Raw genomic sequence first — 16,283 nt, 5'->3', positions numbered from 1 at the left:
AGAGTATGCAGGTTATTGGTTATCAATTCTTCATGAACTGTATTTTTCTCCACCGCCATGCAGCTCGCGAGTTTCGTTTCGATGAGAACGCCGGCAGCACGTTCGCGCTGCCGGCGCTTCACTATCTCCTGATCGCGATACCCCGAATTACAACTTCCACGGCGCCCGGTAAACCGGGTACATCATCGCACTGGCTTCCCGGTTGCCGACGACCCGCTCGGTCACCGGGTTCCAGTTCACCTTCCGGCCGGTATAGATCGCGGCGTTGCAGAGGTGGCCGATGGTGGCGGAACGGTGGGCGGTTTCGGCGGGGGTGATGGTCTCCTGCCGGGTCCGGATGCACTCCAGGAAATTGGCGATGTGATTGCGGCTCTTGTAGAGGCGGATTTCATGGTCGCCGATGGTGTGTTCGAGGAGATTGGGATTACTCGCCTCGGTTTCGCTCCGGTCCACGTGGATCCAGCCGTCCTCGCCGATCCATTTGGTCCCACTGCGGTTGCCGCTGCTGACATTCATCACCATGCCGTCCGCGTAGACGCAATCCACATCGTAGTGCGTCGGCGCGTCCCAGAGCGGGTGCGGGTCCTTGAATTCGCCCGTGCCCTCCGCGCTGATCGGGCCCGTGTGGTCAAAGCCCAGGCCCCAGTGCGCGATGTCGCAGTGGTGGCCGCACCAGTCAAGGATACGCCCGCCGCCGTAGGCCATGATCCAGCGCCAGTTCTTGTGCGTGCGCGCGGGGCAGTAGGGCGCGACCTGCGCCGGACCGAGCCAGCGGTTGTAGTCGAGGTGCGGGGGCGGCGGCGTGAACTCGGTCAGTTCGCGGGTCTTTGCGTAGTCGCTGTACCCGTCGTGCAGGCCGATCTCGACGCGGTTGACCTTGCCGATGTAGCCGTTGCGGACCAGTTCACACGCGTGGTGGAAGTTCTCCACGGAACGCTGCCAGCTTCCGGTCTGCCAGATGCACTTGTTCTTCTCCACCGCGTCGACAATCGCGCGGCCCTCGGCCCAGGAGTGCGCCAGCGGCTTCTCGCCGTAGATGTCGAAGCCCCGTTCCGCCGCCGCAATCGCGGGGATAGCGTGCCAGTGGTCCGGCAGCGCAATGCTGACCGCGTCGATGTCTTCGCGCGCGTACATCTCCTCGAAAAAGCGGTAGGCCTGGCAGTCTTGATTCTCGTAGGTGCGATTGACGATATCGCGGGCGCCGCGGAGGTGGTGCGCATCGATATCGCAAACGGCGATGACGCGGCAATCCTTGTTCTGGAGGAAGCCCTCCATGTTGCTCGTGCCCTGCCATCCAGCGCCCACAACGGCCACGTTAATGCGGTCGTTCGGGCCGGGATAGCGGCGGCCATGGCGCGTGGTGGCGCACGCGGGAAGCAACAGCGGAGCGGTGGTAGCGGCGGCGGCGCCCTTCAGAAATCCGCGCCGGGTAACGGTCTTCTTGATCATACGTCAAGCCTCGGAGGGTTGGTTTTTTTGCGAGAAAGGAGTATTCCGGCAAGTGTAGCCGTCAAACCGAGGCTTTTCAAGCACGCGCCAACAGCACACTCGGCCTACAGCCCACAGCCTAAAGCCTAAAGCCTAAAGCCGCCAACCGCCAACGGCCAACGGCCAACCGACAACCGACAACCGACAACCGCCAACCGACAACCGACAACCGCCAACCGACAACCGCCAACCGCCAACCGCCAACCGACAACCGTCAACCGTCAACCGTCAACCGTCAACCGACAACCGCCAACCGCCAACCGCCAACCGACAACCGCCAACCGACAACCGACAACCGTCAACCGTCAACCGACAACCGTCAACCGTCAACCGTCAACCGTCAACCGTCAACTGTCAACTGTCAACTGTCAACTGTCAACTCAAAGATAGCCTTGGGCCTCCAGCATGCGGAGGTCTTCGTCGGAGAGGTCCTCGGCGGTGGACTGGTTGCGCGGGGTTTCCCGATGCCACGTCTCCAGCGTCGCTTCGAGGTCCGCGGCGCGTTCGGGGTCGTCCTCAACGCGGTTGTGCTCTTCCTCGGGATCGTCGCGCAGGTTGTAGAGTTCCCGCGCGCCGCCTTCATTCCGGATCAGCTTCCAGCCGTCAATCACGATGGCCTGCCGATCCGGAGGGCGCGTGGCCAGGGCCTCGCGAACATCCTCCCCGTCCGGCACGCCGCCGCCGTAGGTCTCGACTTCGCGCGGGGTCCCGGATTGTGGAAGCGCGGCCTGCAGGTTCTGCCCCTGCATGCTCTCCGGCGCGGCCAGCCCGGCGAGCCCGAGGAGCGTCGGCCCGATATCGATCCCGCGCACGGGCGCGTCGCTCCGGCCGGGCGCAACGCCCGGGCCGTGGATGAACAGCGGGATGTGCATGGTGGTCTGGTACAGGTAGCGGGAATGGCCCCACTCATTGTGCTCGCCAAGGCCCTCGCCGTGGTCGGCGGTGAACACGATGAAGGTGTTCTCGCGGGGCAGCGCGTCCAGCAGGCGCCCGATCTGCTGGTCGGCAAAGGCTACCTCGGTCTGGTAGCGATCTTCCGGCGGATCGATGCGGCGGCCGCGCGTATTGTCCGTCATGCCGAGCTGCTCCTCGAATCCGCGCTTCTTCTTGTACGGTGCATGCGGGTCCATGTAGTGAACCCAGAAGAACATCGGGCGCGCGGTATCCCGTTGCGCGAGCCAGGCCAGGGCGCGATCCGTGACCTCGTCCGCCGCTATCTCATCCTTTTCCCGGCCCAGGAAGCCCCGCCCGAAATCCGCGTCGTAATGCTGGAAACCCCGGTCGAGCCCGGAGAGTTTCGGCTTGAGATTCCAGTTGCTGACGATTGCGGCGGTCTGATAGCCGGCGCTCTCGAAGATCATCGGCGCCGTGGGCGTGCCGGGCGGCAGGGGGACGCCGTTGCGGATCGCGCCGGTCACGCGCGGGACCCGGGACGCCAGCATCGCGATCATGGAAGGGCCGGTCTGGGGCTGTTCGCAAAGCGCGTCCTCAAAGAGCAGCGACTGTTCCGCAAGCCGGTCGAGGTGGGGCGTCGTGTTGCGGTGGAAACCGTAGGCGCCCAGATGGTCCGCGCGCAGGGTGTCGACCGAGATAAACACAACATTCGGCGCCGCGAGGGCGGCGAAGAGAACGGGGAGGAGGATAGTGCTCATACGTGACGGGCCCAACCAATGGTTCAGCCACAAAAGAACGCAGAGACCGCGGAGAAGAAGGCTCTCTGTGCTCTCTGCGCTTCTTTGTGGCAATAAATGGATTTGTACGACTCTAGCTATCTGAAGCCGCGAGCAGGTATCATTTCAAGCGCTCCGGGACATTGCGAGGACGCCCGGCTATCGGATCGCGGGCATTCCTGCCTGCGGCAACGCCCGCTTCGGCATTCGACGGGCATGGCTGGCCTGGAATAGACTCCCGGCGTCCCCGAAACCGGAATGCAATGGGGACCGGGGCCATTTCACAAGCGCATCGATCACTTGAAGTATTGCGCTCCTCCTGCCGCGGACAGGAATGTCCGCGATCCTTCGATTCACGCTGTCTTGACCGAGACATCCTCATCCACCGGGGGGACTTCACTCCGCCAAAGTGTTACACGAATTTCAACATCTCGTTCACAGCCAGAAAGAAGTGAACGACGGAATTCCGCTACTCCCACTCGATCGTGCCCGGCGGCTTCGAGGTGACATCGTACAGCACGCGGTTAATGTGCTTCACCTCGTTGCAGATGCGGTTGCTCGCGCGCTGGAGCACCTCCGGGGGAAAGCGGAACCAGTCGGCGGTCATCGCATCTTCCGACGTCACCGCGCGCAGGCTGCACACCTCCTCGTACGTCCGCTCGTCGCCCTGCACGCCCACGCTGCGCACGGGCAGCAGGCAGACCAGGGCCTGCCAGATGGCGTCGTACAGGCCCGCCTTCCGGATCTCCTCGATGAAGATGGCGTCGGCCTCGCGCAGGGTCTTCAGGCGCTCGCGCGTCACCTCGCCGATGCAGCGGACCCCGAGGCCCGGACCGGGGAAGGGGTGCCGGTATACAATTTCCTTCGGAAGCCCCAGTTCCAGGCCGAGTGCGCGCACTTCGTCCTTGAAAAGCTCGCGGAGGGGCTCCAGCAACTCCATGTTCATCTTCTCGGGGAGGCCGCCCACATTGTGGTGGCTCTTGATCGTGACCGAAGGCCCGCCCGTCGCGGAGACGGACTCGATGACATCGGGGTACAGCGTGCCCTGGGCGAGGAAGTCCATGTGCCCCAGGCGCGTGGCCTCTTTTTCGAATACGTCCACGAAAAGATTGCCGATTATCTTGCGCTTGCGCTCCGGATCGGTGACGCCCGCCAGCGCATCGAGAAACAGATCCTCGGCGTCCACGTAGTCGAGATTGATGTGGAAGTTGTCGCGGAACACATGCTGGACCAGATCGGCCTCGCCCTTGCGGAGCAGGCCGTTGTTCACAAACACGCACGTGAGGTTGTCGCCGATGGCCTTATGAATGAGCGCCGCCGCCACGCTGGAATCGACGCCGCCGCTGAGCCCGCAGAGCACCTGGCGATTGCCCACGCGGTCTCGGATCTCCTGAACCGCCACATCGACAAAAGACCCCATATTCCAGCCCGCGCCGCAACCGCAAACCGTGTGCACGAAATTGGAGATCATCTCGGCGCCCTGCGGCGTGTGAACAACTTCGGGATGGAACTGCACGCCGTAGCGCTTGCGGGACGGATCCGCGATCGCCGCATAGGGCGAGTTCTCGGTGCGCCCAATGGCCTGGAAGCCATCCGGCAGCCGCGTGATGCGATCGCCGTGGCTCATCCATACCTGCGCATGTTCATTGATGTTGGCCAGGAACCCGGTCGGATCGTTGTGAGTGAGGTGGGCGATGCCGTACTCGCGCTCGTCCGCCGCTTCGACCTTGCCCCCGAGCATATGCGCCAGGAGTTGCACCCCGTAGCAGATGCCCAGGATGGGAACCCCCAGGTCGAACACGCCCGGATCCGGCAACGGGGCACCGTCCACATGCACGCTCGCGGGGCCGCCGCTGAATATGAGGCCCGCGGGGTCCAGCGCGCGGATTTCGTCCAGCGGCGCGTTAAACGGGAGTATCAGGCTGTAGACTTCCGCTTCGCGCACGCGCCGCGCAATGAGCTTGCTGTACTGGGCGCCAAAATCCAGAACGACAATGGGGCGTCCGATTCCCTGCATGGCAATTCCTTCCAACGCGGGCGCTCCCGGGCGGGGCCCCGCGCGACCCCCGGTCAGCGGGGTATCTGGTAGTTGGGCGCGTCCTCGGTGATGGTGACGTCGTGGGGATGGCTTTCCCGGAGGCCCGCCGCCGTTATCTGGACGAACTCGGTGTCGCGCTGCATCGAGGGGATATCCTGGCAGCCGCAGTACCCCATGGAGGCGCGCAGGCCGCCGACGAGCTGGTGGACATAGTCGGCCAGAGAGCCGCGGTAGGGGACCCGCGCCTCGATGCCTTCGGGAACGAGCTTGCGCGGCTCGTCGTCAAACTGCATGTACCGCGTCTTGCTGCCCTTCTGCATCGCCTTGATCGAGCCCATGCCGCGCACCACCTTGAAGGTGCGCCCCTCGTAGAGCACGGTTTCGCCCGGGCTCTCCTCGGTGCCCGCGAAAAGGCTGCCAATCATCGTCGTGTCCGCGCCGCCCGCAATCGCCTTGGCGATATCCCCGCTGTACTTGATGCCGCCGTCGGCGATGACCGGCACGCCCGCTTCCCTGCAGACCTCGGAAACATCCAGGATCGCGGTCAGCTGCGGCACGCCCACACCGGCGACCACGCGGGTGGTGCAGATGGAGCCGGGGCCCACGCCCACCTTGACCGCGTCGGCGCCGGCTTCAATCAGGTCGCGCGCGCCATCCGCGGTCACAATATTCCCAGCGATGAAGTCGGTGTCCGGGAAGGCTTCCTTCAACAGGCGGACCGTGTCGAGCACCATCTCGGAGTGGCCGTGGGCGCTGTCCACCACAAGCACATCCACGCCCGCGTCGATCAGCGCCCGGGCGCGATCCTTCTCCTCCGGCCCGACGCCCAGCGCCGCGCCCACGCGCAGGCGGCTGGTGTGGTCGGTGCAGCGGTTCGGGAAGTCCCGCGCCTTCTTGATGTCCTTAATCGTAAGCAGGCCCTTGAGCTTGCCTTCGGCGTCCACGATCGGAAGTTTCTCGATGCGGTGCTTGTGCAGCAGCTTGATCGCCTCGTCGTGGGGCGCGCCGGGGGCCAGGGTCACCAGGCGCTCGCGCGGCGTCATCGATGTGGAAATCGGCTGGGAAAAGTCCTCCTCGAAGCGCAGGTCGCGGTTCGTAAGAATGCCCAGCAACGTTCCGTGACCGTCCGTGATGGGCACGCCCGAGATGTGGTAGCGCGCCATCAGGTTCTCGGCGTCCTGAAGCTTGTCGTCCGGCTTCAGCGTGAACGGGTCCGTAATCGTGCCGGACTGGGAGCGCTTGACCTTGTCGACTTCCTCGGCCTGATCCTCGATCGTGAGGTTCTTGTGGATGACGCCGATACCGCCCTCCTGGGCGATGGCGATGGCCAGCCGCGCCTCGGTCACGGTATCCATCGCGGCGCTGATCAGCGGAATATTCAGCGTGATATTGCGCGTCAGGCGGGTCTGGAGGCGGACGTCGCGCGGCAGGATGCGGGAACGCGCCGGGCGGAGCAGCACGTCGTCGAAGGAGAGGCCTTTGGATATGCGTTGGTTGCTCATAGTGACTTTCACGGGGGGTGGGTTGGGCGCCACGATGCGCTGCCCGAAGCCACTGGCTGCTCCGGGGTGCATAGTATAAAGAGCGCCGCTCCGGCGTGCAACTTTTGCGCGGGCGATCCCGGCGGAAAAGCCGCCCCGCGAGCCCGTGTTTAACGGGCGGGGCCGCTTTTGGTATACTCCCGGCGTCTAAATGGGCCAGCACGCCGGCGCGGGGCGTCGCCCGTTTGCCGCGTGGCTTCAGGATTCAAGCAGTAGCCACGAAAACCCACGGAAACCTGTCATGGAAAAACTGTATATCTCGCGGGATGGCCTTGAGAAGCTCAAGCGCGAGCTCCAGGAAATGAACGAGCGGCGCATGCTGGTGGCGGCGGCGATCGAGCACGCACGCTCGCTCGGTGACCTCAAGGAAAACGCGGAATACCACTCGGCGAAAGAGGAGCAGGCCATGCTCCACGCCAAGATCAAGGACACCGAGGACAAAATCGCCCGCTCCGAGATCCTCGAAGAGCAGGATATCGACACCAGCAAGGCCTACATGGGCGCGACGGTCCGCGTACTGAACGTGAAAACGAAAAAAGAGATTAGCTACACCCTCGTCAGCCCCGTGGAAGCCGACATGGTGAACGGTAAAATTTCGACGAGTTCGCCGGTCGGGAAAGCCATGTTGGGAAAGGCCTCGGGTGAAGAAGTGGTGGCGAAGGTGCCTGCGGGCGACCTCAAGCTCAAGATTCTGGAAATTAGTTACTGATACCCGGGGCCCGCTTTCCGGCGGGCCCTTTCCCGGCGGGAATTTCCGGCCCCGCCCTGACGCCTCGCCGCGCAGAACCGGAGTGTGCTTCCCCACCGAGCAATCGGGACCTGGACCAGGTGTGCTATGCCGAAGAGAACTGACCTCAAGAAAATCATGTTGATTGGCTCCGGCCCGATCGTGATCGGGCAGGCCTGCGAATTCGACTACTCCGGTACGCAGGCGTGCAAGGCGCTGCGCGAGGAAGGCTACGAGGTCGTTCTGGTCAACAGCAACCCGGCCACCATCATGACCGACCCCGATACGGCCGATCGCGTCTACATCGAGCCACTGACGGTGGAGTTCCTCGAACGCGTCATCGAGCGCGAGCGCCCCGACGCGCTCCTGCCGACGGTCGGCGGCCAGACCGGTCTGAACCTGGCCGTGAACCTGGCGGAAGCCGGCATCCTGGAGAAGTACGGCTGCGAACTGATCGGCGCGAAGCTGCCCGCCATCCGAAAGGCCGAGGACCGGGGCGAGTTCAAGGAGGCCATGATCAAGATCGGCCTCGACGTGCCCCGCAGCCAGGTCGTGCACACGCTGGAAGAGGCCCGGGACTTCGGCGTGGAAGTGAACTACGCGGCCGTCATCCGTCCCGCCTTCACGCTCGGCGGTTCGGGCGCGGGGCTCGCCTTCAACAAGGACGAATACGAAAAGGCCGTCAAGTACGGGCTGGAAATGAGCCCCGTCACGGAAGTCCTGATCGAGGAATCGATCATCGGCTGGAAAGAATTCGAGCTCGAGGTCATGCGCGACCTCCACGACAACGTCGTGATCATCTGCTCGATCGAAAACGTGGACGCCATGGGCGTGCACACCGGCGACAGCATCACCGTGGCACCCGCGCAGACGCTGACGGACAAGGAATACCAGGTAATGCGCGACGCCGCCGTCGCCATCATCCGCGAAATCGGCGTGGATACCGGGGGCTCGAACGTGCAGTTCGCCGTGCATCCCGAAACAGGGCGCATGATCGTCATCGAGATGAACCCGCGCGTCTCCCGTAGCTCCGCGCTGGCCTCCAAGGCGACCGGCTTCCCGATCGCCAAGATCGCCGCGAAACTCGCGGTCGGCTACTCGCTCGACGAAATCCGAAACGACATCACGCGCGAGACGCCCGCCTCCTTCGAGCCCACCATCGACTACGTCGTGACCAAGATCCCCCGCTGGGCCTTCGAAAAGTTCCCCGGCTCCGAGCCGCACCTCGGCGTGCAGATGAAGAGCGTCGGCGAAACCATGGCCATCGGGCGCACCTTCAAGGAATCGTTGCAGAAAGGCATGCGCGGCCTCGAAATCGGGCGCAGCGGCCTGCTTGGCGACGGCAAGGCCAAGCCCCTCACCGACCAGCCCGGCAGCGAGAAGGAAAAAGAGGCCCTGCTCCACGCGATGCGGCTTCCCACGCCCGATCGCCTCAGCCAGATCGCCGAGGCCATGGCGCTGGGCGCGACCGTGGACCAGATCTACAAGGCCACCTGGATCGATCCCTGGTTCCTCCGGCAGATGAAGGAAATCGTGGACGAATACCGGGCGCTCGCCGCCGCGAACCCAGACGACGCCGCAACCCTCCGGCGCGCAAAGGAAATGGGCTTCTCGGATCAGCAGCTTGCCCGGCTCTGGAGCAAGTCCGACCAGTCCATCCGCACGCGGCGGAAGAAACTGGGCGTGCTCCCGTGCTACCGACTGGTGGATACCTGCGCGGCGGAATTCGAGGCCTACACCCCCTATTACTACTCGTCCTACGGCGATGAAGACGAATTCCGAGGCAGCGACAAGGAGCGTATCGTCATTCTGGGCGGCGGCCCCAACCGCATCGGGCAGGGCATTGAGTTCGACTACTGCTGTGTGCACGCGGCGTTCGCCCTGAAGGAAGACGGCTACGAGACCATCATGGTCAACTGCAACCCGGAGACCGTTTCAACCGACTACGACACCTCCGACAGCCTCTTCTTCGAGCCGGTGACCTTCGAAGACGTGATGAACATCATCGATCGTGTCCAGCCAAAGGGCGTGATCGTGCAGTATGGCGGCCAGACTCCCCTGAACCTGGCCGAGCGACTCGAGGCGGCGGGCGCCCCCATCATCGGCACCTCGCCGGACAGCATCGCCCGCGCCGAGGACCGCAAGCGCTTCCGTGAGGTCGTGGAGAAGTTGAACCTGCTGCAGCCGGCCAATGATACCGCTGTATCGTTTGACGAAGCCGCCGTGATTGCGGAGAAGATCGGCTATCCCGTGGTGGTCCGCCCTTCATTCGTGCTGGGCGGCCGCGCAATGGAAATCGTATATGATCGCGATTCCCTCAACCGCTATATGACCTACGCCGTGGAGGCTTCTCCCGATTCCCCCATCCTTATCGACAAGTTCCTGGAAGGGGCCATCGAGCTGGATGTGGACGCCATCTCCGACGGTGAGACGGTGGTGGTGGCGGGCATTATGCAGCACATCGAAGAGGCGGGCGTGCACTCCGGCGACAGCGCCTGTATCCTGCCGCCCTACGATCTGGATCCCGCGCTGATAGAGGAAGTGAAGGCGCAGACCCGCGCGCTTGCCCTGGAATTGAACGTCATCGGCCTCATGAACATCCAGTTCGCCATACGCGACGCCGATATCTTCCTGCTGGAGGTGAACCCCCGCGCCAGCCGCACCGTCCCCTTCGTCAGCAAGGCCATCGGCGTGCCGCTCGCCAAGCTCGCCGCGCGCGTCATGGCCGGCAAGACCCTAAAGGAGCTGGGCTTCACTGAGGATCCAACCCCGGAATACACCTCCGCCAAGGAAGTGGTGCTCCCCTTCATCAAGTTCCCCGGCGTGGATATCCTGCTTGGACCCGAGATGCGCAGCACCGGCGAGGTCATGGGCATCGACCAGAACATGGGCCTCGCCTTCGCCAAGAGCCAGATCGCCGCGGGCGCCAGCGTCCCCCTCGGCGGCACGGTATTCATCAGCCTCAACGCGCGGGACAAGGAGAAGATCGGCTCGCTCGGCAAGGACCTGGCCGAACTCGGCTTCAAGTTCCTGGCCACCGACGGCACCGCCGCCATTCTCCGGAAAGACGGCATCGAAGTCGAAGAGGTCTACAAGGTCGGCGAAGGACGCCCCAATATCGTCGACGCCATCATCAATGATCAGGTGGACTGGATCATCAACACCCCCATGGGCGCCGCCTCCAAGCACGACGAGGTGGCGATCCGCCGCACCGCCCTGGAAAACAGCATCCCCACCATGACCACCCTCGCCGCCGCCCGCGCCGCCGTGCAGGCCATACGCGCCCTCAAGGACGGCAAACTCTCCACAACCTCGCTGCAGGAATACCACGGCGCAATGCGGTCGAAGTAGGGCGGACTGCGGTAGCGCGCCTCGCTTCGATGTGCGCGCCTGCCGTCTCTATTGTCCCTGCCGTCCCTGCGGCCAGGCGCGGGCCACCCGTGGAGTAGCCGCGCCCTGCTCCCGATTCACGTTTCCCAATCCTCCAGCCGCAGCCCCGTGACGCGCGCAAACTCGCCCGTGTTGTGCGTCACCAGCACCGCGTCGTGTACACGCGCGGTGGCGGCGATAAGGATATCGTGCGGGCCGATGGGCCGGCCCTGCGCCGCGAGCTGGGCGCGAATCAGCGCCGCTTCCTCCGCGCAGCGATCATCGAAGGAAAGGCTCTGAAACGGAGCAAAGAAAACCTCCAGCAAGCGAAGGTTCTCTTCGACTCTGCTGCTCCGGCGCGCGCCGAAGAGCAATTCCGCTTTTACGACACTACATAACGTCAGCGTTCTGGGCGCGTGCAAGCGAAACTGCCTCGCGACCCCCGCGTGAGACCGATTCAGAATATGGATGCAGACATTCGTGTCGAGCAGGTACATCAGTCGAAGGGCTCGCGCTCTTCAAACTCGCCTTGATCGGGACGTTCAAGGGGTTCGCCCTGCCAACCTCCACACACGGTTTCAAAATACCCCTCCGGCCATTCGTTGCCCACGTCCTTCTCCACCAGGTTGGCGAGGTATTTCGAGACCGAGAGGTGCTGGTGTCGCGCTTTCTCCTGAAGCCGTTTGGCCAGGTCCTCGGGCACGTAGCAGTGTAACTGTGGCATGACACATACTCCAAATATAGTTGCTCTATGTGTATTGTATCCGATGTCGGGTTGTTGGGCAAGTGAGACATACCCCGGAGTGCGGCGGAGGTGCCGGTTTCGCGGAATTTGACGTACAACCTTTTCGAGGTTACACTGGCTTAATGTGATTTAGTCAAATTCGCTGTTGGGCCGCCCCCCAGGGCCCCGCCCACAACCCCGTCGGGACCTCGTCGTATCATGACCAGTCGAATCCGCATCTTTCTACCCCTCGCTCTTCTCTTCCTCCTGCCGGCGCTGCATGCCGTTTCGCAAGGTCCCCTCGACCTCCGGAACACCGTCCTCGTCGCCCCGACGGATGGCCCGCTGAGCAAGGCGGCGGATTTCCTGAGCGACGAGGTGTACGCGCGCACGGGAATTCGCTGGTACATTCGCGATCACTATCCCGGCGCGGCGCGGGTGGTCATTGCGACGGCGGACGCGTTGCCGGAAGGCGTGTCGCTTCCCAACGGGCTTGCCGTGCCGGCGGGGGAGGAGGGCTTCGCCCTGGGCGTGTCGGGTGACACGGTGGTGATCGCCGGACGCGATGCCCGCGGCGCCTTGTTCGGCGTGGGCCGGCTGCTCCGCGCCATGACCCTCCGCCCGGGCGCCATCACGCTGCCGCGTGACACGCGCATCGCCACGGCCCCCAAATACCCGATGCGCGTCCACCAGCTGGGCTACCGCAACACCGCCACCAGTTACGATCTCTGGGATGTGAACGCCTACGAGCAGTACCTGCGCGAGATGGCCATCTTCGGGACGAACGGCGCGGAGCTCATTCAGGACATGCCGCCGGGCGAGAAGGACAGCGTGCTGATGGCGGAGTCCCAGTGGTCGATGAACATGAAGCTGGCGGCGATGATGGATGAATACGACCTGGAGGTGTTTGTCTGGTATCCGGTCCCCATTTTGACGGACGATCAGGCACAGTATGACCGGGAAATTGGCTACCGGGAACAATTCTTCCAGGAGATTCCGCGCCTCGATCACGTCTTCGTCCCGGGCGGGGATCCGGGCAACAACCACCCGAAAGTGCTCATGCCGGCACTGGAAAAGATGGCGGCGTCGCTCCACCGCTACCACCCCGAAGCCGGCATCTTCGTCTCCAATCAGAAAATGACGCCGGAATGGTACAACTGGATGTTCGACTACATCCGCGAGGAACAGCCCAAGTGGCTTGGCGGGTATGTCTACGGCCCCGGGACCGCGCATACGCTGAAGCAGGCGCGCGAATGGCTGCCGGACCAGTATGAGATTCGCCACTACCCGGACATTACCCACAACGTGCGCGCGCAATACCAGGTGCACTGGCTGGACGGCCGCATCGCGCAGACCCTTGGGCGCGAGGGGATCAACCCGCGCCCCGGCCACCAGCACGCGATACACACCGCCTTCGCGCACTATACCGCCGGCTTCGGCTCCTACTCCGACGGCATCCACGACGACCTGAACAAGATGGTCTGGAGTGCGCTGGCGTGGGATCCGGACGCGGATATCCACGAGATTGTGGTGGACTATGGCCGGGTCTTCTTCGGGGAGGACCTGGGCGAAGCCGTCGCCGAAGGGCTCTGGATGCTGCAGGCGAACATCGAAGCCAACCTGGAGCGAAACGAGAACATCCCCAAGGCGCTGGCGCACTGGCGTGCGATAGGGGAGCAGGCCAGCCCCGCCGTGCGGGCCAGCTGGCGCTACCAGATGTACCTGATGCGCGCGATCTTCGATCAGTTCACCCGCGAGCGGGCCATCGCGGAGGCGGCATATGAGCGCGAAGCCTTCGCAGCGCTCGCCAAAGCCGGCGATACCGGCGCGGCGGACGCCATCGCGGCGGCGAAGGCCGCGTTCGCCCAGGCCGACACCGATGCAATCGCCCCCGGGCTCGTCGAGGAAATGCGCGCGCTGGCGGACCAGATGTTCCACAGCATCGGGTTCCAGTTCAGTGTGAAGCCGCCCTATTTCACGCGCAATCCGGAGCGCGGCGCCCTCCTCGACGCCCTGGAAATTCCCATGAATGACCGGCCTTGGCTGGAGAAGCAGTTCGGCGCGATCCTGGCCATGAACAACGAAGACGAACGCCTGGAAGCCATCGCCGCACTGGTCAACTGGGAAGATCCCGGCCCGGGCGGCTTCTACGACGATCTGGGCAATCCCGAGAAACAGCCGCGCCTCGTGATCCCGGCGAGTTTCGAAGAAAACCCGAGCCGCGTGGAGCAGGTGACGAGTTCACACTACCGCTGGCAGGACAACACGACCTTGGAAGTGAATCCCGACTTCAAATACTCCATGCTGAGCCAGGCGAAGACGCTCGCCGGCTTCCCATTGACCCTCCGCTACGACGGGCTCGACCCCAATGCGGAATACAAGGTCAAGGTGATCGAATTCGGCCGCTACCGCGCCGCCACCGCGCTCGTGGCCGACGGGACCCATGAAATTCACGGGCCCGTGCTCTCCGAGACGCCCCTCTGGCCGGTGGAATATGGTATTCCCAAAGCGGCGACCGCCGACGGCAAGCTCGAGCTCACCTGGGAAATCCCCGAAGGCCGTGGAACGCAGGTGGCCGAAGTCTGGCTGATAAAGAAATAGCCAGGGGACTGCATCCGGCTGGCGCCCCAGGGGACTGCCTCCGGCTGGCAAACAAGCCCGCATCCGGAGCAACCAGCCCCAAACCAGCCGGTGGCTGTACCCCCAAAAGCCAGGGGACTGCATCCGGCGGGCAAGCAAGCCCATGTCCGGAGCAAACAGCCCCAAACCAGCCGGTGGCTGTACCCCCAAAAACAAACCAGGGGACTGCATCCGGCGGGCAAGCAAGCCCATGTCCGGAGCAAACAGCCCCAAACCAGCCGGTGGCTGTACCCCCAAAACAAACCAGGGGACTGCATCCGGCTGGCAAACAAGCTCCCATCCGGAGCAACCAGCCCCAAACCAGCCGGTGGCTGTACCCCTAAAACAAACCAGGGGACTGCCTCCGGCTGGCAAACAAGCCCGCATCCGGAGCAACCAGCCCCAAACCAGCCGGTGGCTGTACCCCCAAAAACTAACCAGCCGGTAGCTGCTATAAGACTTCAAAAAGAGCCACGGGCGCCATCCTCCTGCGGCGGATCTACGACGTTCAAGCTCCGCGGCTCCGCCGCGAAGGCTTGAGCGTGCGAGCCCCCAGAAGAGCGCCGGACAGCCAGCGGCGCCCCAGGCGCTACCCCCGCACCCGACGCCACGTCAGCTTCAGCGCCACCCACACCGTCTTTCCCGGCAGCAACACAAACAGCCACGTCCGCTTCGTCCGCTCCCAGTCGTCCTGAAGGCTGAACGGATTGTCCAGCAAGCCGCCAAACCACCCCACGTTATCCCGATCATACGCGGGCGTAAAAAGCCCCGCCGCCGCAAGATACGCCCCCATCACGATCGGGTACCAGCCATTCAGCGCCGTCACGTACTTCGCATGCGCCGCCCCCGCGCCGCGCAGCCCAACGTCGAACAACGCCGGCAGCCCGAAGCGCAACGCGAAATACGGGCCAACCACAACAGCCACCGCAACCGCCCACAACAGCGCCACCTGCCAAAGCGGGGCCGCCCCGCCGCCCGCGGGGCGCTCCTCCCGCACATCGGCCCCGCCCGGGCCCGCGCCCCATCCACACGCCGCGCACCAGATACGCAACTCCCCATCCGGAGATTCCGCCTGGGTTACGGACCGGCTGCAAATCGGGCATTCCATGGACATACACTCCCGGCGCCGGGCGCGAGAACGCCAATCGTTCCACACACCGGCGACAACGCAATAACGTTACTCTACGAAACCGCGATCCCCCCGTCAAGAAGCCGCCCGAAACAAGGCCCTTCCCGCGCGAAGGCGCGAGAGTAGGATAGCCGTCCCGGCAGTCCCCCGCACCGAAGGCACAATACAACTATGGAGCGCCGGCGGCCCGCCGGCAGAGCCCGCCGAAGGCGCAATACAACTATGGAGCGCCGGCGGCCCGCCGGCAGAATGCGCCGCAAGGCGCAAAATCACGATAGCCCTCCCCGCTGTCCCCCGCGCCGACCAGCCACGCCCCATGACCCCGCGCCCATACCCCTCCAAAGCAATTTCCCACAAACCACAGCGAGCCGTTGCGCGACAGCGCAACGGCGAGCTGTGGTTTGTGGGGAATCTCCGATCAGGTATACTAAAGGGTGAAACAATGAACATGAAACTGATGCTGTGGTTTGTGGGGAATCTCCGATCAGGTATACTGCAATAGGCGCCCTGGATTCCGGCGACGCCGCTGTGGTTTGTGGGGAATCTCCGATCAGGTATACTCCGCGTCCGCGCGGGAGTTTGGATTCTTGCGCTGTGGTTTGTGGGGAATCTCCGATCAGGTATACTAATGTCCGCAAGCCTGAGTGCTATCGTCTCGCTGTGGTTTGTGGGGAATCTCCGATCAGGTATACTGGTTTTGCTGGATTTTTGCATTCTGGCCCGGCTGTGGTTTGTGGGGAATCTCCGATCAGGTATACTCTTCCGCCACCTGCCCAACGTGGGACCAGGGCTGTGGTTTGTGGGGAATCTCCGATCAGGTATACTCGGATCGGTGCGGGGAATCTGTAACAGTAGGCTGTGGTTTGTGGGGAATCTCCGATCAGGTATACTTTTCTCCCACCACTCGTGTATGGCCTCGTTGCTGTGGTTTGTGGGGAATCTCCGATCAGGTATACTTGGGAGCGGAAGCTATTCGCT

General features: G+C 63.6%; 10 protein-coding genes and 1 CRISPR repeat array (1 of these 11 only partly in view). Of the genes, 3 read left to right on the top strand and 7 right to left on the bottom strand.

Features of this window, described 5'->3' with window-relative positions; all coding sequences use genetic code 11:
* Positions 1–147 precede the first annotated feature (147 nt).
* The 4 genes from KF886_03085 to guaB all read right to left on the bottom strand — a co-directional run bounded on the left by KF886_03085 (position 148) and on the right by guaB (position 6,698).
* On the bottom strand, positions 148–1,449 hold the full coding sequence (locus tag KF886_03085; GenBank protein ID MBX3176321.1) for a Gfo/Idh/MocA family oxidoreductase: 1,302 nt from the start codon (positions 1,447–1,449) through the stop codon (positions 148–150).
* Positions 1,450–1,868: 419 nt separating this feature from the next.
* Entirely contained in the window at positions 1,869–3,140 is a 1,272-nt protein-coding gene (locus tag KF886_03080; protein ID MBX3176320.1) for a sulfatase, read from the bottom strand.
* Between the two features lie 487 nt (positions 3,141–3,627).
* Positions 3,628–5,175 (bottom strand): glutamine-hydrolyzing GMP synthase, encoded by a 1,548-nt coding sequence (gene guaA, locus KF886_03075; protein MBX3176319.1) that lies wholly within the window; start codon positions 5,173–5,175, stop codon positions 3,628–3,630.
* 53 nt (positions 5,176–5,228) lie between these two features.
* Complete coding sequence (gene guaB / locus KF886_03070) at positions 5,229–6,698, bottom strand: IMP dehydrogenase (GenBank protein MBX3176318.1); 1,470 nt, start codon at positions 6,696–6,698, stop codon at positions 5,229–5,231.
* Positions 6,699–6,978: 280 nt separating this feature from the next.
* Between guaB and greA the strand changes: the two genes are divergently transcribed.
* Positions 6,979–7,446, top strand: coding sequence for a transcription elongation factor GreA (gene greA, locus KF886_03065; protein ID MBX3176317.1), 468 nt, complete (start codon positions 6,979–6,981; stop codon positions 7,444–7,446).
* 126 nt (positions 7,447–7,572) lie between these two features.
* Positions 7,573–10,815: a carbamoyl-phosphate synthase large subunit gene (carB, locus tag KF886_03060; protein MBX3176316.1), complete on the top strand. Its 3,243-nt coding sequence runs from the start codon at positions 7,573–7,575 to the stop codon at positions 10,813–10,815.
* Between the two features lie 116 nt (positions 10,816–10,931).
* Here the strand turns inward: carB and KF886_03055 are convergent, their stop codons facing one another.
* Positions 10,932–11,330: a type II toxin-antitoxin system VapC family toxin gene (locus KF886_03055; protein ID MBX3176315.1), complete on the bottom strand. Its 399-nt coding sequence runs from the start codon at positions 11,328–11,330 to the stop codon at positions 10,932–10,934.
* On the bottom strand, positions 11,330–11,557 hold the full coding sequence (locus tag KF886_03050; protein ID MBX3176314.1) for a hypothetical protein: 228 nt from the start codon (positions 11,555–11,557) through the stop codon (positions 11,330–11,332). Before KF886_03050 ends, KF886_03055 begins: the two co-directional genes overlap by 1 nt.
* Positions 11,558–11,776: 219 nt before the next feature.
* Here KF886_03050 and KF886_03045 point away from each other — a divergent pair, with 219 nt between their 5' ends.
* A complete protein-coding gene (locus KF886_03045; GenBank protein ID MBX3176313.1) occupies positions 11,777–14,158 on the top strand; it encodes a hypothetical protein in 2,382 nt (793 codons plus the stop codon).
* Positions 14,159–14,765: 607 nt separating this feature from the next.
* Here KF886_03045 and KF886_03040 read toward each other — a convergent pair.
* Positions 14,766–15,284 carry a hypothetical protein gene (locus KF886_03040; protein ID MBX3176312.1) on the bottom strand — a complete coding sequence of 173 codons (519 nt, stop codon included), beginning with the start codon at positions 15,282–15,284 and terminating at the stop codon, positions 14,766–14,768.
* Between the two features lie 414 nt (positions 15,285–15,698).
* Positions 15,699–16,283: a CRISPR direct-repeat array (repeat unit 36 nt; unit sequence GCTGTGGTTTGTGGGGAATCTCCGATCAGGTATACT); it runs 837 nt beyond the window's last position.

The organism is Candidatus Hydrogenedentota bacterium, from assembly GCA_019637335.1.
Taxonomy (GTDB): Bacteria; Hydrogenedentota; Hydrogenedentia; order Hydrogenedentales; family JAEUWI01; genus JAEUWI01.
The sequence above is the reverse complement of the archived record's forward strand: the minus strand, read 5'-3'. Positions and strand labels throughout refer to the sequence as shown.